Raw genomic sequence first — 17,704 nt, 5'->3', positions numbered from 1 at the left:
ATGGTCGCGCTGGTCGGGGTGAGTGTCGTGACCGTGCTGCCGGCGTACCTGGCGGCCGAGTGGGACGTGCCCGGGTCGGAGGCGAGCGTGCTGGCCGGGCTGGTGTCGGCGGCCAGTGTGGTGGGCAGCCTGGCGGCAGGAGTGGCGCTGGCCGCCGGGGTCCGGCCGAGCCGGCTGGTCATGGCGGCGCTGCTCATGATCCCGTCGACGGCCGGTGTCTTCCTGGAAACGCCGGTGGCGGTGGCGTCCGTCTGCGCGGCCGCCGTGCTGGCGGTCAACGGGCTGGCCGTCTCGGCGGTGTTCGCGGCCCTGCCTGCGGTGGCCGGCGATCGCATCTCCTGGGGCGTAGGGGCGGTGACGCAGCTGGGCAGCCTCGGCACGCTGCTCGGGGCGCCGGCGTACCTGTGGGTCGTCGAGATCGGTGGCTGGAGCGCGGCGGTCGTGCTGACGGCGGCGATCGTGGTCGCCGGGGTCTGCTGCGCCGCAGCGGCCCTCAGCGGCCGGCTCGCACGTCGTGCCCGGCCTGCCCGGTCGTGAAGGTCCGCCCGCGGGGGCAGGCCGGAGCCCCCGGCCCGTTGCCGGGAACCGAGATCCGGAAGACCGTTTCCGGTGGGTCAGCGGCCGGGTGATGCCGCGCTTCGCAGGTACGCCGCCACGTGCCGCTTGCCGCCGTGTTCGGCCCAGCCGAGCGGGGTCGCGTCGTGCTCGGTGTCCCTGATCGTGAGGTCGGCCCCGAGTTCGACGAGCACCGTGGCGGTTTCCACGTCGTCGTTCCAGGCCGCCGCGTGCAGCGGGGTGGCGCGACGCAGGTGGTTCACGTCGAAGCCGAGGTCCGCCAGCAGGCGTACCGTCGCGGGTTCGCGCTGCTCGGCCGCCCGGTTGATCAGGTCGGGGGTGCGGGCAAGCGCCTGGGTCAGCGCTTCCCGGCCGCACGCCGCCACCGCGTCCCCGTCGGCGCGCATGCAGGCGGCGGTGAAGGCGTCCGTACGGTCGAGTTCGGTCGAGGCGCCCGCCGCGGCGAGGAGCTGCGCGACCTCGGTGTGCCCGTTCAGCACGGCCAGCGCGTACGGCGTACGCCCCCCGAACGCCGGATGCCTGCCGAGCCCGTCCACCTCGGCGCCATGCGCCAGCAGCAGCCGGGCCCGCCGGGGGCCGCCCCGCAGCGCGGCAGTGGCGAGTTCGTCGCGCATGAGCTGCCCCGGCGACGACAGCGTCGGCCCCAGCCGTACGTGCCAGGGCCCGCCGTCCCCGCGCCCCAGGCCGAACTCCAGCAACAGCTCCAGGTGGGCGGTGTCGTCGGTGAAGGAGCCGGCGAGCCCGCGGTTGTAGAGGGTCTGGCCGTCGTTGGGGTCGGCTCCCGCCTCCAGGAGCACTCTGGCCAGTTCGGGACCGCTCGGGTGCGGCGGCCGGTCGCCCTCCCCGCCGCCGAACGCGCCGGTGAGCGCGGTGAACGGGGTGGTCAGCCCGTCCCACAGGAATCCGGCGTTCGGGTCGGCGCCGTGGTCGAGGAGGAGCCTGGCCGCCTCCACGGGCCGGCCGGGCGGGTCGAGGCGCGCGTAGGCGAGGTACAGCAGCGGCTCCCACCCGAAAGGGCCTCCCTGCGCGCGGGCGAGCCCGCGGTCCGCGGCCAGCGCGCCGGCCAGGGCGCGGGCGGAGCCGGTGGCCGCCATGGTGAAGACGTTCGCGGTGGACAGGCGGGGGTCCCGGGCGAGCAGCGGGCCGGCCTCGCCCCGGTCGTTCGGGCCGTACGTGAGGCAGGCGGTCCGCAGGACCTCCTCCGGCGGGTCTTCGCGCGGCGCGACCCGGTGCGGCGAGCGGGTGTACCGCTCGACGGTGCCGATGTGCTCCTTCAGCCTGGGCCAGCTGGGGAAGCCGTACATGCGGGCGGTGACGAGCTGCGCGTCGGACAGCCGCAGGATCCGCGGCGGGCGGGGATGGAACTCCGCGACGAGCCCGCGCGCCTCGGGTACACCCACCCTGACCTGCTGGAGGAGGGTCTTGGCCTGCTTGCGGAGCCGGTCGATGCGAGGGTGGTCGGGCAGGCGGTAGATGGGCACGACGGCCTCCTTTCCGTCTGGCCTGATGTCCGCATGGTCAGGCCGGAAAAGAGGTCGGGCCGGGGAAACACGGTGACCGTCAGGTGGGCTTGGCCCTTTCCGCGGACCGGTGGCGTCCTGAGCGCGCACCGTCCAGCGTACGCCGTCTCGCGGCCCGCGCACAGCCGGCCGGAGACAGCGCGCCGTGGCATTGCTCAGCCAGCCCTTCACCGACGACTTCCTGCGGCACACCGCCGCCCCGGTCATCGCGGGCGCGCGTGCCGGAGAGACCAGCTAGCCCCCTGACTTTCGTCAGGGGCGGCGCACACGGTCAGCTCACCAGCGCCTGCGTCGACGAGTCCTTCAGCCGGGCGTTCGCCCAGCGCATCTGCCTCAGGGTCTCCGGATGGCAGCGCTGGGCGAGCGCCAGCAAATCCTTGCGCCGCGCCCCCTGGGCGGCCTGGGCGAGCAGCTCCCAGTCGAGGGAGACCCCCGAGGCGACGAGGTAGAGGTGCCGGAAGTCGGCGAGCAGCAGCAGCGAGAGCTCGGGCGCGCGGCCCAGCCACTCGGCGGCCTTCTCGCGCACGGCCCGCATGAGCGTGGTGTCGCTCGCCGGCGAGGGATCCAGGTCCAGCCCGTAGTCCTTGCCCGCGCGGGCCAGCTCGCGGATGTGATCGTGGCACCAGCCGACGAGGTCACGCGCGACGTGGTACGTCTCGTGGTCGGCCTTGTGGCGTTCCGACAGGCGCAGCAGGACGTGCGCCAGTTCGTTCTCCGAGCGGTGCAGCTCGCGGAGCACGAGGTCGAACTTCATGACGCGCCTCCTGTCGTGATGACGGACTCCTCGGCCTCCGCGTCCGTGCCGCCCCGCGTGCCCGGCACGTCGCGCGGCGCCGTGACCGGTCTGGACGCCGTGGTGGTGGGGGCCTTCGACGGCTCGCCTCGCCCCCGTTCGACCAGCGACACGCGGGCCGCGGCGGTCTTGAAGATCGGCTGTTTGGAGGCGGGATCCCAGTCGGTGAGGGTCAGCTCGTTGGCGGCGCCGCCCCGGCCCTTCTCCGGTTCGTGGCCGCCGGGCTGATCCCAGTAGCCGTAGTGGAACGGCAGGAAGAGCACTCCGTCCCGGATGCCGCTGACCCGCAGGCGGGCGCGTACCTCTCCCCTGACCGTCTCCACCGCGAGCAGGTCGCCCTCGGCGAATCCGCACCGCCGCGCGTCGGCCTCGGACATCTCCACCCACGACTCCGGAGCCGCCCGCTGGAGCTGCGGCGCCTTCGCGGTCTTGGTCCTGGTGTGGAAGTGGTACAGGGTGCGGCCGGTGGTGAGCCAGAAGGGGTACGCCTCGCCGGGCGGCTCGTGCGGCTCGACGTACGCGGCCGCCTTGATGATGGCCTTGCCCGACGGGTTGAGCGCGCGATATTCGGTCGGGGAGACGGGCGCGCCGGTGACGAGGTCGCGCCCGTAGCTCTCGCACTGGTCGGGGGCGCTCCAGAACCGGCCGCCGGCGTAGAGCCGCTCGCCGCCGCCGGGATGCTCGTCGTCGCACGGCCACTGGATGCCGCCGCTGCCGCGCAGCCGGGCGTAGGACAGGCCGGTGTAGTCGCACGGCCGGCCTCGGCTGCACTCCTTCCACGCCTCGAACGCGCCCTCGGCGTCGTTCCACTTCACCAGCGGCGCCCCGTCCTTGTCCGTGAGGCCGAGCCGCCGGGCGTAGTCGAGGAAGATGTCGAGGTCGGGGCGGGCCTCGCCGGGCGGGTCCACGGCCCGCTCCGACAGGTGGACGGTGCGGTCGACGTTCGTGAACGTGCCGGTCTTCTCACCCCACGTCGCCGCCGGCAGGACCACGTCGGCCAGCTGGGCGGTCTCGGACAGGAAGATGTCCTGCACGACCAGGAAGAGCCGGTCCTGGGAGAGGATCGAGCGGACGCGGTGCAGCTCGGGCAGCGACACCGCCGGGTTCGTGCCGATGACGTGGAGGAACCGGATGGAGCCTTCCTCGACGTACCGGAGCATCTGCATGGCGTGGGTGGGCGGCGCGTAGTGCGGGATGTCCAGCGGGTCGACGTTCCAGATGCGGGCGAGGTCCGCGACGTGCGCGTCGTTCGACCAGTTGCGGAAGCCGGGCAGGTCGCCGTCGGCTCCGCACTCGCGCGTGTTCTGGGCGGTCGGCTGCCCGTTCATCTGCAGCACGCCGCAGCCGGGCCGGCCGAGCATGCCGCGTACGAGATGCACGTTGTTGACCTGAACGGACGCGGCCGTCGCCTGATGCGCCTGGTAGAAGCCCTGCAGCACGGTGGAGAGCAGCCGCCGCGCCGTGCCGATCAGCCGGGCGGCCTCGCGGAGCCGCTCCTCGGGGATGTCGCAGATGCGCGCCACCCGGTCGGGTGGGTACTGCTCGACCCGCTCGCGCAGTTCGTCGAACCCGACCACGTGGTCCTCGATGTACCGCCCGTCGATCCAGCCGTGGGCGAGGATCTCGTGCAGGATGCCGTTCATGAGGGCGACGTTCGTGCCGGGGCGGTTGGCCAGGTGCACGGTGGCCGCCTCCGCGACCGGCGTCCTGCGCGGATCGACGCAGATGACGGCGGGCGGGTTCGGCCCCGCGAGCCGGTCGAGGATCCTGGTCCAGAGCACGGTCTGGGTCTCGGCCATGTTGTGGCCGTACAACGCGATGACGTCGGCGTGGTCGACGTCGGTGTAGGAGCCGGGCTGGCCGTCGGAGCCGAACGACTCCTTGAGCGCCGCCGCGGCCGTCGCCGTGCACAGACGGGTGTTGCCGTCGACGTGGTTGGTGCCGAGCCCGCCGTGCGCGAGGAGCGCGAGGGTGTAGTACTCCTCCAGGAACAACTGGCCGGTGGTGTAGAAGCCGAGCGCGCTGGGCCCCTGCTCGTCGAGCAGTTCCCTGGTGCGCCGGACGATCCGGTCCATCGCCGTGTCCCAGTCGGCCTCGACGAGCCGCCCGCCGTCACGGACCAAGGGGCGGACGAGCCGGTCGGGGGCGTTGCCGGCCTGCCAGCCGTACAGGTCCTTGGGGCCCAGCCGGCCGTGGTTGACGCGGTCCCCGGCGCGCCCGCGCACCCCCACGATGCGCCCGCCCTTCACCGCGATGTCCAGGCCGTCGCCGTTGCTGTGCAGGATGGACGCGCTCTGCACCCAGCGGTCGACGTCCTCCGCGCGGACGCCGTCCTCCAGGAACTCGTCCACCCTGACCGGCCACGGCTCCCCCGGCCCGTACGGCGTACGTGTCCCCCACGGCTCTGCGATCCTGTCCACTCTCGGCATGCCTCTCCCCGGACGACGGCGAGCATCCCCGGCGCTTTCGCACGGGTGCTCCTGATCAAGCCGCACCCCTACCCCGCCAAGGCGCGGCATACCGCCGGAGCAGCCGGATCCACCCTGACCGGCGTCACCGCGCCGCATCCCCCGCCGCCCGGCCCGGGTCGCCACGTCCGCACCCAGGTCGCGCCGCTGCGCGCGCAACGAGCCGCTCGGATCAGTCGAGCCGGGTGAGCGCCCGCTCGACGTCGGGGTGGTTCAGCTCGACGAGGACTTCGCAGGCCTCCTGCCAGGCGCGCACGCTCTCGCCGGGCTCGCCGATGGCCTTGTAGGCGTCGCCGAGTAGGAGCAGCGTCTCCGCCTTGCCGTACCGGTCGCCGACATGGCCCAGCAGTTCGAGGGCCCGCGCGAAACAGGCGACGGCCTGCCGGTGCGAGGCGTAGCCGCCGCGTACGGTGGTGATGACGGCGTTGTCCGCGCCGGCGTCGGCGAGGGCCGGCCGCAGCCTCGACACCAGGTCCTGGATCTGGCGGCGGGCCGAGGCCGGCGGCTTCTCCCACACGATGTCCACGAGGCGGTCGACGGTCACCGCGTGGCCGGCGTTCAGCAGGAGGGCCGCGAGCGCCCTTTTCGGCCCGCGCCTGCTTCCGCGCCGGTCAGCAGCGCGACACTCCCGGGTACGGATCGACCGAGGTGTACACGTTGGCCGCCGCCACGTATCCCCAGGCCCCCGTCTGGTCGCCGTACGTGTGGTACCAGACGTTGTTGCCGCCGCCGTGCTGCTGGCCTGTCACGTAACACTTGAAGTAACTGTGCGTCGTGAGCAGGCGGTCGACGACCCGCTCCGGGTTGCCGTTGGGCCGGCTGTAGCGCGGCGCGGCGTAGATCGCGGCGGGGGCGTTGTCGCAGTACAGGTTCCCGCTGCTCGCGTAGCAGCTCGCCGCCGCCGTTCCCGCCGCCGCGGGGGTCGCCGCGGTCGCCATGGCGGCGCACACCGCCAGCGACCCCACCACGGCCAGGCCGATCCTCTTGCGCTCACCCATCGTGTGCCTCCGTGAACAGTTCCTCGTGGGGGCTCAGTCTCGCCGCCGCTCGGACGGGCGAGCCAGGACAACGATCGGGCATTTGCCGGACATATCGGACACACTAGGGACCACCGCTGCTTGGTGACCATGACGGGAAGCCCCGGCCCCTGCTTCCGCCACCACCACCGCGCCACGGGGGTGGCGGCACCCCCGGGTCGGGTCAGCCCAGAGGTACGAGCCGGTTCGCGACGCGGCGCCCCAGCAGGGCCAGCAGCAGCGCCGTGACCACGGCCAGGACGATCAGGCCCACGCGGTCGAAGGTGGTCGTGGCCATGACGGCGGAGCCGAACAGCGTGTGGCCCACCAGCGCGCCGCCGGCCAGCCAGATGCGGTGCGCGTCCGTCCAGCCGGAGGCGGACCAGCGGTGGAGCAGCAGGCCGGCGACGACGGCGAGGGCGGCGGCCAGGGCCATCGGCCCGAGCGCCCACCAGCCCCTTCCGCCGGCGGGCGGCGGGATGATCGGGATCAGCAGGCCGAGGAAGACCACGGTGGCGAACGCGCCCATCAGACCGACGACGACGGGCTTCGGCGCCCTCGTGCCGGCCGGGGGCGGCGGCGTACGTCCGGGCAGCACCTTCAGGGCGATCACGGAGAGCACCACGCACGCCAGGGCGAACGCGGCCAGCGCCGGCAGCGGCGCCTGGTAACCCGGGTCCATGGTCGGCGGGATGAACAGCCGCAACATGGCCACGCCGAGCACCGCGACGGCGCCGACGCCGATCAGCCCGCCCCGGCGCAGGTAGGGGCGGTCACGGTGGGCCGGATGGATGAGGTCCGTGAGCATGATCGGGATCATCACGCTGAACACGGCGTGGTAGCCGATCTGCGACTCCCAGTAGGCCGTGTTGAGGCCCAGCACGCGAGGCCCCCACTCGGCGGCTTGGTAGAGATTGGGACTGGTCAGCGCCTGGAGCCCGATGCCGTCCTCGGCCAGTTCGTACACCAGGGCCAGCACGAGCAGGCTCGGCCAGCCGCCCCCGGCGCGCCGCACCGCCTCCCTGATCAGCAGCACGCCCGCGCCGTACATCGGCACCAGCAGCGGCAGCACCCAGATCATGCTGAGCGGAAGCGCGCCGAACGTCATCTCCGCGCATATCGGCGCCAGCGCGACCAGCGTCCACGCGGCTCTCTTGCGTCCCTTCACCGGTGACCCGGTCATGGCATGACTCCCGCCCTGTTGGTTACTTGGATAGGTAAAAAATAACTCAGTCGAGTAAAATCTGCAAGTAGCCGACTCAAGAGCGGCCAGCCGGCCTTCGGCGACCCAGGATCGGCACGTGCCGGCGATCAGGGTGTACGAGCGGCTCGACTGGGAGCGCCTGACCAGCCCCGAGGCGAAGGTGACGGTGTTCGCGCACCACTTCCATAAGCGACTTATATGAGCAGTTGATATAAAGGGCTTATGGATTCCGCACCCATGAGTCACCTTGAGCTGGCCGCCGGGCTCGGGCGGGTCAGGACCATGATGCGCCTGATCGATGTCCCCAGAGACCTGTCGATCACCGCGCTCTCCACCCTGGCTAACCTGGAACGCCTCGGCTCGCGCCGGCTCACCGACCTGGCCGCACTCGAAGGCGTCACCCAGCCCGCCATGACCCAGCTCGTCTCCCGGCTGGAGCGCGAGGCGCTGGCCGAGCGACGCGCCGAACCGGCGGACGGGCGCGTGGTCGTGGTCGCCATCACCGAGCACGGGCGGGCGGAGCTGGCCAGGCGGCGCACCATGCAGGCCAAGCGCCTGGCGGAGCTGCTCGCCGAGCTCTCGGAAGCCGACCGCGCCGCCATCGCCGCAGCCCTTCCCGCGCTCGAACGGCTCACCGCCCGCGCGCTCGACACCGCGCCGCCGTCCCAGGGGGCCGCCGGATGACGCGGACCAACGCGACGGCGGGCAGCCCGTTCCGCCAGCCCAAGGCCGTGTGGGCGGTGGCGTTCGCGTGCGTCATCTCCTTCATGGGCATCGGGCTCGTCGACCCGATCCTGCCCGCGATCTCCGCCGACCTGAACGCCTCGCCGAGCCAGGTGACGCTGCTGTTCACCAGCTACCTCGTGGTGATGGCGGTCGCCATGCTGGTCACCGGCTGGGTGTCCAGCCGCATCGGCGCCAAGTGGACCCTGATCGCCGGACTGGTGCTGATCGTCGTCTTCAGCGCGCTCGCCGGCAGCTCAGGGAGCATCGGCGGCATCATCGGCTTCCGCGCCGGCTGGGGCCTCGGCAACGCGTTGTTCGTGGCCACCTCGCTCGCCGTCATCGTGGCCGCCGCCAGCGGCGGCTTCTCCGGCGCGATCATCCTGTACGAAGCCGCGCTCGGCCTCGGCATAGCGGTCGGCCCACTGCTCGGCGGCGCGCTCGGCCACATCAGCTGGCGCGGCCCGTTCTACGGCGTCGCGGTGCTGATGGCGGTCGCCCTGATCGCGACCATCCTGCTGGTACGCCCCCAGCCCAGACCTGCGCGAAAAACCTCGCTCCTCGACCCGATCAAGGCTCTGCGCCACCGCGGCCTGCTGGTCATGAGCCTGACGGCGCTCTGCTACAACTGGGGCTTCTTCACCGTGCTCGGCTACGCCCCCTTCCCGATGGAACTGGACGCCGTCCACCTCGGGCTCGTCTTCACCGGCTGGGGCCTGATGGTCGCGATCTTCTCGGTGGCGGGCGCCCCGTGGCTGCAGCGGAAGTTCGGCCTGGCCCGTACGCTCTACGGCAACCTCGCGCTGTTCGCCGTCGTCGTCCTCGTCATCGCCGCCTTCACCGGCAGCCGCCCGGTCCTGGTCACCGCGGTGATCGTCGCCGGTGTGTTCATCGGCGTGAACAACACGCTGACCACCCAGGCCGTGATGATGGTCGCGCCCGTGGAGCGGCCGGTGGCCTCGGCGGCGTACGGGTTCGTGCGCTTCATCGGCGGCGGCCTGGCGCCGTTCGCGGCCGGCAAGCTGGCCGAGCACGTCAACGTGCACGTGCCGTTCGTCATCGGCGGCTGCGCGATCCTGCTCGGCATCGCCGTTCTCGCCACCGGTCACGGCGACCTGGCGCGCGCCGAGCGCAACCAGGCCGAGGCCGACGCCCGGGCGGGCGAACCGGCCGGAGCCACCGCGAGCTGAGGTCGCCGACCTCCAGCGCTCCGGCACGGCTCGCCGCGCCCAGCTCAGGCTCGGTTCATCGAGGCGCGCACGCCGCGGGGCAGGTCACCGCGCCCGTACGCCGAGCAGGGCACGGTAGGCGGGCTTCGGCGCCAGGTTCTCGTCCAGCAGGCACGCCGCCCCCTCGCCGTCGAACCATCCCGGCACCCACGAGTGGCGGTCGGTGAAGCCCCAGACGGTGAACTCCTTGCATGCCTTGACGCTCAGGCAGTCGGTGAGCGCCCGGCGGTAGTAGTCGGCCTGGGTGGCCAGCTTCTCGGGCGTCACGGGCAGCACCATGCGCACGTCCAGCTCGGTGACCGCGATCTCCAGGCCGAGGTCGGCGAAGCGGCGCATGACGTTCGCCCAGTCGCCCGGGTAGTCGTACTGGATGCCGAGGTGCCCCTGGAAGCCGACGCCGTGGACGGGCACGCCGCGCGCCTGGAGATCCTTGACGAGGGAGAAAGTGGTCTCGATCTTGGGGGCGTTCCATTCGAGGTTGTAGTCGTTGATGTACAGCTTGGCGTGCGGGTCGGCGCGGTGGGCCCAGCGGAATGCGTCGGCGACGTAGCCGGGGCCGAGATGGGTCAGCCAGATGTTCTGCCGCAGGCTGCCGTCCTCCTCCACGACCTCGTTGACCACGTCCCACGCCCTGATCTTGCCCTTGTAGCGGCGGACCTGGGTGATGATGTGGTCGCGCAGGATCCGCTTCAGCTCGCGCGGGGTGATCGAGCCGTCGGCGACGCCTTCGGTCAGCCACGCCGGGAGCTGGTTGTGCCAGACGAGGGTGTGGCCGCGTACGCGCTGGCGGTTGCGGTGGGCGTTGTGGACCAGGGCGTCCGCGTCGGCCCAGGTGTGCCTGCCGCGTTCCGGCTCGACGGACTCCCACTTCATCGCGTTCTCGGCGGTGACGTGGTTGAACTGGTGGTTGAGCACCTTGCGGTAGTCGGCCTCGCCGCGCAGGGCGGCGATGTCGACGGCGGTGCCGATTTTGATGCCGTGCTGGTGGGCCAGGTCCCGCAGGTCACGCGGCGGGCGCGGACCGGCGTACGCGGGAGCGGGCAGGGCGAGCACGAACGCCAGGGCGATGATGAGGGGCTTCACCGGCGACCTCCGATGCGAAGCGATGCTGGGGTGACCCGCGAGTCCGAAATTTTCTGATATGTGGCGATATTTTCGCAGGGGTCGCCGGAAACGTAAGCGCTGGGCACGCCCCCGTCAACACCCCGTCCACGTCGCCGGAGAAATGTCGATCTTGTGGTGATACAGGTGAGGCGTGAGGTTACGGCGTTGCTGTCTGTTCTTAACCGGGCACCGATGCTACGGTTTGTCCCCCAGCCTGCTACGCGATCAGTCGCGAGGCGGCAACACAGCGTTCCCCCGGCAGGAACACCTGGTTCGACTCGCTCGCCTGGCCGTCACGGCCTTGAGGACCACCGAATGGCACTTGCACGTCCCCCCGCTCCGCGAACCTTCACCCCGCGGCACCACGCCGCCCTCGCGTTACCCGGGGGACTGGTGGTCACGGTGCCCGCCTGCCTCTGGGCGATCTCCGCGGCCCCGGCCGGCGCCGCGGGTCTGGTGGCGGCCGTCGGCGGGGTGGCGGCGGCCCTGCTGTCCTGCGCCGCCGCCGCGCTCGCCCACCAGCGGGCCGCGACCGGTGCCCTCCGCGAGCAGGCAGGGCAGGCCGGGCAGCGGATCGCCCTGCTGGAACGGGAGATCCTGCGGCTGGGCGAGGAGACCCTGCCGGAGCTCGGCGGCCAGGTGCGCGAGGGCGTACCCACGGTCGACGCGCTCGCGAGGGTCGCGCAGCCGTCCGACGAGCTGCTCCAGCGGCTGGCCAAAGCGGCGGGCCACGAGCTCGACCTGCTGGCCCGCGAGGCCGCCGCAGCCCGCGCGGCCGGCGCGTCGCTGGAGGCCGAGGTCGTCAGGCTGGCCGACGAGGCACTGCCCGAGCTGGTCAAACGCGTACAGACGGGCCACCAGCCGGTGGACGCCGCGCTCCAGGAGATGCGCCAGCCGGTGCACAACCCGCTGCGCGGGCTGCTGAGCGAGACGGCACGGCAGATCGGCGAGGGCGAGCGCAAGGGCACGGCGGCGATGCGCGCCTGTGCCGGCGCCGCCGCCCGCGTCCAGGCCCAGGCGACCAGCCTGCTCGCCCGCCTGCGCGAACTGGAGGAACGCCACGGCGACCAGGAGGACGTCTTCGCCGACCTGCTCGACCTGGACCACCGGGTCTCCCAGCTGGGCCGGCTGGCCGACAACATCGCCCTGCTCAGCGGCGGCCGTTCAGGACGCAGGTGGACCAGGCCCATCACGATGGAGAGCGTCCTGCGCGGCGCCATGGGCCGCATCGGCGCCTACCGGCGCGTCCGGCTCCACTCGACCAGCACGGTCGCGGTCGCCGGGTACGCCGCCGAGGGCGTGATGCACACACTGGCCGAGCTGATGGACAACGCGGCCGCCTTCTCCGCCCACGGCACCGAGGTCCACGTGTACGTCGAGGAAGAGGACAACGGCGTCGTGGTCACCATCGAGGACAGCGGCCTCGGCATGCGCTCCCGGGAACGGCACCGCGCGGCCAAGCTGGTGTCCGAGCCGGTCGACCTGCGGATGTTGTCGGGCACCAGGCTGGGTCTGGCGGTGGTGGGCCGCCTGGTCGACAAGTACGGGCTGATGGTGAGCTTCCGGCCGTCGGCCAGAGGCGGCACCGGCGTCGTGGTGCTGATCCCGCGCCGCCTGATCAGCCAGCCGCGCCCCGATGACGGGCCACCCGCCGCGCCTGCCCCTGTGCTCACCGCCGTACCCACTTCCGGGCCCGCCTCTGGGCCCGCCTCTGGGCCGCCGTCCGCGGCGGCCGAGGAGGACGAGCTCCAGGCGGCGCTGCCCAAGCGGCGCCGCGGCCAGACCCTCGCCGAAGACACCAGGGCCAGCCCCGCCCAGGCCGCCGAGCCCGTACGGGACGGCAGCGACCCGGCCGCCAGGCTCGCCGCGTTCCGCCAGGCCGGCGGGCGCGGGCGCACCCCGGACCCCGACTCCTGACCGGCTTTTCGATTCACAGATAGGAGGCAGGGGCCGACGTGCGGGACGCGCGCCCCATCTTTCCCGATGAACTCAACGGACGCCTTGACCACCACGGACGCAAGCCTCGACTGGCTGCTGGACAACCTCAGGCAGAAAACTCCCGGCATCGCCCACGTGCTGGTCCTGACCAGGGACGGGCTCAAGCTCTGCCACACCCCGGGGCTCGACCAGGACCGCGCCGACCAGCTCGCCGCGCTGGCCTCCGGGATCCAGAGCCTGTCCGTGAGCGCGTCGGCCGAGTTCGGCACCACCGTCGGGTCCGGGCAGGCGATGGTGGAGTTCCCCGGCGGCCTGCTGCTGATCGTGCCGGCGGGCGCGGGCGCCCACCTGGCCGTGGTCGCCGGAGAGGACGCCGACGTCGGCCTGGTCGGCCACAACATGAACGAGCTGGTCGAGCAGATCGGCACCTATCTCAGCGCGGCGCCGCGACCGGCGGCCGGCGGTACCAGATGAGGCAGCGGCCCGTCGACGACGAGGCGCCCGACCGGCTCTACATGATCACAGGAGGACGGACCCACGCCGACGAGAGCGCCTTCGACACGGTGTCGCTCATCGTCGGCGAGTGCGAGCCCACCCCCGGCATGCAGTCGGAGCACGTGAAGATCCTCCGGCTGACGCGGCGGCCGATGGCGGTGGTGGAACTGTCCGCGCAGCTGCGGCTGCCGGTCAGCGTGGTGAAGATCCTGCTGTGCGACCTGCTGGACACGGGCCGGATCACCGTACGCCATCCGTCCGCGCCGCGCTCAGCCGGCCGCCCGAGTCCTGAGCTGCTGAAGGAGGTGCTGGTTGCCCTCCAGAACATCTGAGCGCGCGCCCCTGCGCGCGACCGCCGCGGACGCGCTGAAGATCGTGGTCGTGGGCGGCTTCGGGGTGGGCAAGACGACCATGGTCGGCGCGGTGAGCGAGATCCGCCCCCTCAGCACCGAGGAGGTCATGACCGAGGCGGGCGTCGGCATCGACGACACCCGCCGGGTGCGCGGCAAGACCACCACCACGGTGGCCTTCGACTTCGGCCGGATCACCCTGACGGAGAGCAAGGTGCTCTACCTGTTCGGGGCGCCCGGCCAGCAGCGCTTCTGGTACGTCTGGGACCAGCTCTTCTCGGGCAGCCTGGGCGCGATCGTCCTGGTGGACACCCGCAGGCTGCAGGACTCGTGGTATTCCATCGACCGGCTCGAACACCACCGCATGCCGTTCGTCGTGGCGGTCAACCGGTTCACCCGAGGGCCCTGCCTGGACGCCGTACGCGATGCGCTGTCGCTGCCGCCATCGGTGCCGCTCGTCGACTGCGACGCCCGGCTCCGGCACTCCGGCAAGGACGTGCTCGTCACGCTGCTGCGCCACCTCACCACCTGGTACGCCCCTGCCCAGGAGCCCCCCTCATGACGGAGAACGCCGCGCTGTCCGGCTACCCCGACCACGCCGACGCCGTGCCGCTCCACGGGCCCGCACTCGACGAGGATCCGGACGAGTTCTACCAGCGGCTCAGGCGCGAGCACGGCACGGTGGTGCCGGTGCTGCTCGACGACGGCGTACCCGCGTGGTTCGTGATCGGCTACCGCGAACTGCACCACGTCTTCGGCATGCCGCACCTGTTCGGCCGCGACTCCCGGCGCTGGAACGTGTGGGAGCATGTGCCCGCCGACGGGCCACTGATGGCGACCTTCCGCTGGCAGCCGACCGTGCTGTTCGCCGAGGGCGCCGAACGGCAGCGGCGTACGGGGGCGATCGGCGACGCGATGGACGCCGTCGACCGTACGGAGCTGGCCATGCTGGCGGAGCAGGTGTCCGACCGGCTGATCGACGGTTTCGCCGGGGACGGCAAGGCCGACCTGGTCACCCAGTACGCCAGACGGATCCCCGCCCAGGTCATCGCCCGGCTCATGGGGATGCCCGAGGCCGACATGGATGACGTGGTCACCAACGTCAACGTGGTGCTCGACGCCACCAGCGAGACCTTCGCCGCCTACACCTGGCTCCGCGACAGGATGAGCACGCTCATGGCCGCCAAGCGTGAGGTCCCGGGCGACGACATCGCCTCGCGGCTGATCGCCCATCCGGCGGAGCTCAGCGACGAGGAGGCGGATCTGGATCTCGGGGTGATGCTCGTCGTGGCCAACACCCCGACCGCGGGATGGATCGGCAACACGCTCCGGCTCATGCTGGTCAACGACCGGTTCTCGATCACTTTGCAGGGCGGGCGCAGCAGCGTCGGGCAGGCCATGAACGAGGTGTTGTGGCGCGATCCGCCCCTGCGCACCGCGCCGGGCCGCTGGGCGACCCAGGACTGCGAGCTGGGCGGGCGCCGCATCCGCAAGGGCGACCTGCTGGTGCTCGGCCTGGCCGCCGCCAACGCCGATCCGCGGGTGCAGCCGGCCGACGAGTACGAGCCCGGCGCGAACCGGGCCCACATGTCGTTCGGGCACGGAGAGTACAGCTGCCCGTATCCCGCGCCGGAGCTCGGCGAGGTCATCGCCGAGGCGGCGGTCGAGGTGCTGCTCGACCGGCTGCCCGACGTGGACCTCGCGGTCTCGCCGGACGCGCTGCGGTGGCGGCGGTCGTTGTGGATGCGGAACCTGGAGACGTTGCCGGTGGTCTTCAGCCCCACGGCTCCGCGGCCGGGTTCCTGGGACGCCGGTTGACTCCAGCGGCGCACCATACCGGACGAATACCGACTCAATTGGGATATTGACGAAAAATCCTTACATGGTACTCATAGATCGAGTCGGAAAGTTTCAGTACCTCCTCAAGGTTCGTCCGGAGCCCACCCCCTAGGAGGACGCGCATGGCGCGTAACCCGTCCACCGACCCGCCCGCCGACTTACTCGGCCCCGTCCAGGGAGAAGTCTCCTGGTTCTGCTGCGGCACCGCATGGGGACCGTGCAGCAGCACAGGAAAGGGCGCCTGCGGCACCTGCAACTCGGGAAGCCTGCAGCACGCCTGGCCGAACGCCTCCGACGCCTGCTGGGCGATCACCCGCCCCGACAGCTGCGGCGTCAGCCTCTCCCGCAGAACCTGCGGGTTCAGGCACCGCACCACGTCCCTGTGCGGCGGCGCCAGCGTCGTCACCGCGATCGCCGACTGCGGCCCGCAGACCGACCTGTTCTGCGGCGAGCGCAGCTGCTGCGGCTCGACCTGCGCGAACAACCGGCTGATCGACCTCACCCCCGCGGCCTACAGCCGCATCGCCAGCCTCTCCACCGGCCTGCGGCCGTGCGAGATCGCGACCGGATAGGAGGCAGGCGATGAGAAGCAGAAGAGACCTGCTGAAGTCCGCCGTGCTCGGCGGCGGGGCCGGCGTGGTCGCCGCCACCGCGCTCGGCTCCCTCGGCCCGGAGGCCGCCTTCGCCGCCTCCGGCCCCGAGCTCGAACCCGGAGCCCCGGACCCCGACTTCGCCGAGGGCCGGATCCGCTCGATCAAGGACAACACGCTCCTCGTCCTGGGCTCCAACGCGGTGTTCCACCGCATCAGGGTCGTCGACGGCACCAGCCTGTGGAAGCTGGGCCCCGTACCGTTCGACCAGGCCAAGCCCGGCGACGGCCTCTACGCCCGCGGCGTGCGCATGCCGGACGGCGAGCTCGCCGCCGAGTCCGTGTGGCTCAACATCGTCAACATCAAGGGCCACATCACGAACATCAAGGACCAGACCCTCCACCTCGACCACCACGGCAAGGAAGTGCTCTGTCACGTCATTGCCGGGAAGTCCGTCGCGATCCGCTCCGACGCGCCGCCGTCCGCCGACCTGTCGATGCTGAAAGTGAGCCAGCACGTGCAGATCCTCGGCGCCTGGCGGCCCGACACGAACGAAGTCGACATCGCCACCGTCTTCTCACCCCACTAGGAGCGTCCACATGCACGGGATCGCCGCGTCGCAGCCGTACGTGATCGCCCTCTTCCTGGTCTGGGCGGGCCTGATGAAACTGCTCAGCCGACGGATGCGGGCGAGGGCCGGGCACACCGCCCTGGCCCGGCTGGTCGGCCCGGCGCGCGCGGTCCCCGCATTCCGGCTCGTGGCGCTCGCAGAACTCGCGGTGGCCGCCGCCCTCCTGCTCCCACCCCTCCTTCCGCTGGAGGCCGCGGCCGCCGCGGCGCTGTGCGCGGGTTTCCTCGCGTACCTGGCCTACTCGCACGTCGCCGCGCCCGCCTCCTCGTGCGGGTGCCTCGGCGCCCACTCCCGTCCCGTGGACCTGCGGGCCTTCGCCCGCGCGGCGTTCCTGCTCGTCGCGAGCCTCCTCGCGCTGCCCGCCGACCCCGGCCCGCCGCTCGTGCCGCTCGCCCTGGCCGAGACCGCCGTGCTGCTGGCCCTCTCGGCGGAACTGGACCGCCACTGGCTCGTTCCCTTCCGGCGCCTCCTGGTACGGCTGCGCCGCCCCCTCACCGCCGCCCCGGCGGGGGACGTACCGCTGGCGGCCTCGCTGCACCTGCTCCACCGCAGTCCCGCGTACTGCTCGGCGTCCGCGCAGCTCACCACGGACGTCCAGGACACCTGGGACGAGGACGGGCTGCGCTTCGTCGTCTACGGGGCACGCGAGCGTACGGCGGTCTTCGCCGTCCCCCTCGCCGGCGACGATCCCTCGGCCGTCCGGGTGAGCCTGGTCCGCGAGCCGACCCAGGTCTGACGCGGCACCCGGCCACGCAGGCGTTTTCCCCGAGGCAGGTGGTACAGAAGTGATGAATTCCCCCACAATGGGGTGATGGGATTTCCTCCGCAGCCTCCGCAACCACAGTCCGGCCCGCAAGGACCATGGGACGCACAAGGCCACGGAGCGCAGCAAGAGCAAGGACCGGGCCCCGGTCAGGAGCGACCGCAGGGTCACGGACAGACCGCCCCCCAGCAGCCCGGCTACGCTCCCCCGAGCGGTCAGGGCGGCTACGCAGGGTCCCATTCCCAGGGGGGATACGCCCCGCCGACGGTCCCCGCCTCGCCGTACGGCCCGCCCGGCTACTCGGGCCCCATCCCGTACGGCTCTCCGCCGGAGCAGCACAACAAGACGCTGATCGTCGGCTTGGTCGCCGCCGTCGCGGTGGTCCTCGTGGCCGGCGGCGGCTACGGCGTGTACGCCTACCTGAACGCCCGCGACACGGCCCCCATCGTCGCCCAGCAGACCCCC

Annotated in this window: 17 protein-coding genes and 2 pseudogenes; 12 read left to right on the top strand and 7 right to left on the bottom strand. The window is 72.1% G+C overall.

The window, feature by feature from the left end:
• Nucleotides 1-537 (top strand): annotated as a pseudogene (locus E1267_RS34810) (hypothetical protein); the annotation flags it as partial.
• Nucleotides 538-614: 77 nt separating this feature from the next.
• Here E1267_RS34810 and E1267_RS34805 read toward each other — a convergent pair.
• The 6 genes from E1267_RS34805 to E1267_RS34775 all read right to left on the bottom strand — a co-directional run bounded on the left by E1267_RS34805 (nt 615) and on the right by E1267_RS34775 (nt 7,556).
• Nucleotides 615-2,057: an ankyrin repeat domain-containing protein gene (locus E1267_RS34805; protein ID WP_132339042.1), complete on the bottom strand. Its 1,443-nt coding sequence runs from the start codon at nt 2,055-2,057 to the stop codon at nt 615-617.
• 310 nt (nt 2,058-2,367) lie between these two features.
• On the bottom strand, nt 2,368-2,850 hold the full coding sequence (locus E1267_RS34800; RefSeq protein ID WP_132339040.1) for a hypothetical protein: 483 nt from the start codon (nt 2,848-2,850) through the stop codon (nt 2,368-2,370).
• A complete protein-coding gene (locus E1267_RS34795) occupies nt 2,847-5,318 on the bottom strand; it encodes a molybdopterin oxidoreductase family protein (RefSeq protein ID WP_132339048.1) in 2,472 nt (823 codons plus the stop codon). The genes E1267_RS34800 and E1267_RS34795 overlap by 4 nt, the downstream gene beginning before the upstream one ends.
• A gap of 211 nt (nt 5,319-5,529) precedes the next feature.
• The gene (locus tag E1267_RS45940; RefSeq protein ID WP_425465113.1) at nt 5,530-5,922 is read right to left on the bottom strand and encodes a winged helix-turn-helix domain-containing protein; all 393 of its coding nucleotides are present in this window, start codon (nt 5,920-5,922) and stop codon (nt 5,530-5,532) included.
• A 46-nt stretch (nt 5,923-5,968) separates the two neighbouring features.
• Nucleotides 5,969-6,355: a hypothetical protein gene (locus tag E1267_RS34780; RefSeq protein WP_132339038.1), complete on the bottom strand. Its 387-nt coding sequence runs from the start codon at nt 6,353-6,355 to the stop codon at nt 5,969-5,971.
• A gap of 202 nt (nt 6,356-6,557) precedes the next feature.
• Nucleotides 6,558-7,556 (bottom strand): hypothetical protein, encoded by a 999-nt coding sequence (locus E1267_RS34775; RefSeq protein WP_132339037.1) that lies wholly within the window; start codon nt 7,554-7,556, stop codon nt 6,558-6,560.
• A 258-nt stretch (nt 7,557-7,814) separates the two neighbouring features.
• On the opposite strand from E1267_RS34775, the gene E1267_RS34770 reads away from it, so the two are divergent.
• Nucleotides 7,815-8,261, top strand: a complete 447-nt coding sequence (locus tag E1267_RS34770; RefSeq protein ID WP_132339035.1) for a MarR family winged helix-turn-helix transcriptional regulator — start codon at nt 7,815-7,817, stop codon at nt 8,259-8,261.
• The gene (locus E1267_RS34765; RefSeq protein ID WP_132339033.1) at nt 8,258-9,490 is read left to right on the top strand and encodes an MFS transporter; all 1,233 of its coding nucleotides are present in this window, start codon (nt 8,258-8,260) and stop codon (nt 9,488-9,490) included. Before E1267_RS34770 ends, E1267_RS34765 begins: the two co-directional genes overlap by 4 nt.
• 84 nt (nt 9,491-9,574) lie before the next feature.
• Here E1267_RS34765 and E1267_RS34760 read toward each other — a convergent pair whose 3' ends face one another.
• On the bottom strand, nt 9,575-10,612 hold the full coding sequence (locus E1267_RS34760) for an endo-1,4-beta-xylanase (RefSeq protein WP_181957882.1): 1,038 nt from the start codon (nt 10,610-10,612) through the stop codon (nt 9,575-9,577).
• Between the two features lie 414 nt (nt 10,613-11,026).
• On the opposite strand from E1267_RS34760, the gene E1267_RS34755 reads away from it, so the two are divergent.
• The 9 genes and pseudogenes from E1267_RS34755 to E1267_RS34715 form a co-directional block, all read left to right on the top strand.
• A complete protein-coding gene (locus E1267_RS34755) occupies nt 11,027-12,550 on the top strand; it encodes a sensor histidine kinase (RefSeq protein ID WP_246064446.1) in 1,524 nt (507 codons plus the stop codon).
• Nucleotides 12,551-12,634: 84 nt separating this feature from the next.
• A complete protein-coding gene (locus tag E1267_RS34750; protein ID WP_132339046.1) occupies nt 12,635-13,045 on the top strand; it encodes a roadblock/LC7 domain-containing protein in 411 nt (136 codons plus the stop codon).
• A complete protein-coding gene (locus E1267_RS34745; RefSeq protein WP_132339027.1) occupies nt 13,042-13,398 on the top strand; it encodes a DUF742 domain-containing protein in 357 nt (118 codons plus the stop codon). The genes E1267_RS34750 and E1267_RS34745 overlap by 4 nt, the downstream gene beginning before the upstream one ends.
• Nucleotides 13,379-13,978: a GTP-binding protein gene (locus E1267_RS34740; protein WP_132339025.1), complete on the top strand. Its 600-nt coding sequence runs from the start codon at nt 13,379-13,381 to the stop codon at nt 13,976-13,978. Before E1267_RS34745 ends, E1267_RS34740 begins: the two co-directional genes overlap by 20 nt.
• Nucleotides 13,975-15,234 (top strand): cytochrome P450, encoded by a 1,260-nt coding sequence (locus E1267_RS34735; RefSeq protein ID WP_132339023.1) that lies wholly within the window; start codon nt 13,975-13,977, stop codon nt 15,232-15,234. Before E1267_RS34740 ends, E1267_RS34735 begins: the two co-directional genes overlap by 4 nt.
• 143 nt (nt 15,235-15,377) lie before the next feature.
• On the top strand, nt 15,378-15,827 hold the full coding sequence (locus tag E1267_RS34730; RefSeq protein WP_132339021.1) for an RlpA-like double-psi beta-barrel domain-containing protein: 450 nt from the start codon (nt 15,378-15,380) through the stop codon (nt 15,825-15,827).
• 10 nt (nt 15,828-15,837) lie between these two features.
• Nucleotides 15,838-16,434 (top strand): cell wall protein, encoded by a 597-nt coding sequence (locus E1267_RS34725; protein WP_132339019.1) that lies wholly within the window; start codon nt 15,838-15,840, stop codon nt 16,432-16,434.
• A gap of 10 nt (nt 16,435-16,444) precedes the next feature.
• Nucleotides 16,445-17,212 carry a MauE/DoxX family redox-associated membrane protein gene (locus E1267_RS34720; protein WP_132339017.1) on the top strand — a complete coding sequence of 256 codons (768 nt, stop codon included), beginning with the start codon at nt 16,445-16,447 and terminating at the stop codon, nt 17,210-17,212.
• A gap of 75 nt (nt 17,213-17,287) precedes the next feature.
• A pseudogene (locus E1267_RS34715) lies at nt 17,288-17,704 on the top strand (hypothetical protein); the annotation flags it as partial.

Origin of the sequence: Nonomuraea longispora (assembly GCF_004348345.1) — a bacterium.
Classification (GTDB): domain Bacteria; phylum Actinomycetota; class Actinomycetes; order Streptosporangiales; family Streptosporangiaceae; genus Nonomuraea; species Nonomuraea longispora.
The sequence above is the reverse complement of the archived record's forward strand: the minus strand, read 5'-3'. Positions and strand labels throughout refer to the sequence as shown.

What these genes read in the sequence shown, in the direction of transcription:
- E1267_RS34800 (WP_132339040.1), bottom strand. Translation starts at nt 2,850, where the DNA reads ATGAAGTTCGACCTCGTGCTCCGCGAGCTGCACCGCTCGGAGAACGAA.
- E1267_RS34795 (WP_132339048.1), bottom strand. Translation starts at nt 5,318, where the DNA reads ATGCCGAGAGTGGACAGGATCGCAGAGCCGTGGGGGACACGTACGCCG.
- E1267_RS34780 (WP_132339038.1), bottom strand. Translation starts at nt 6,355, where the DNA reads ATGGGTGAGCGCAAGAGGATCGGCCTGGCCGTGGTGGGGTCGCTGGCG.
- E1267_RS34775 (WP_132339037.1), bottom strand. Translation starts at nt 7,556, where the DNA reads ATGACCGGGTCACCGGTGAAGGGACGCAAGAGAGCCGCGTGGACGCTG.
- E1267_RS34770 (WP_132339035.1), top strand. Translation starts at nt 7,815, where the DNA reads ATGAGTCACCTTGAGCTGGCCGCCGGGCTCGGGCGGGTCAGGACCATG.
- E1267_RS34765 (WP_132339033.1), top strand. Translation starts at nt 8,258, where the DNA reads ATGACGCGGACCAACGCGACGGCGGGCAGCCCGTTCCGCCAGCCCAAG.
- E1267_RS34745 (WP_132339027.1), top strand. Translation starts at nt 13,042, where the DNA reads ATGAGGCAGCGGCCCGTCGACGACGAGGCGCCCGACCGGCTCTACATG.
- E1267_RS34735 (WP_132339023.1), top strand. Translation starts at nt 13,975, where the DNA reads ATGACGGAGAACGCCGCGCTGTCCGGCTACCCCGACCACGCCGACGCC.
- E1267_RS34730 (WP_132339021.1), top strand. Translation starts at nt 15,378, where the DNA reads ATGGCGCGTAACCCGTCCACCGACCCGCCCGCCGACTTACTCGGCCCC.
- E1267_RS34725 (WP_132339019.1), top strand. Translation starts at nt 15,838, where the DNA reads ATGAGAAGCAGAAGAGACCTGCTGAAGTCCGCCGTGCTCGGCGGCGGG.
- E1267_RS34720 (WP_132339017.1), top strand. Translation starts at nt 16,445, where the DNA reads ATGCACGGGATCGCCGCGTCGCAGCCGTACGTGATCGCCCTCTTCCTG.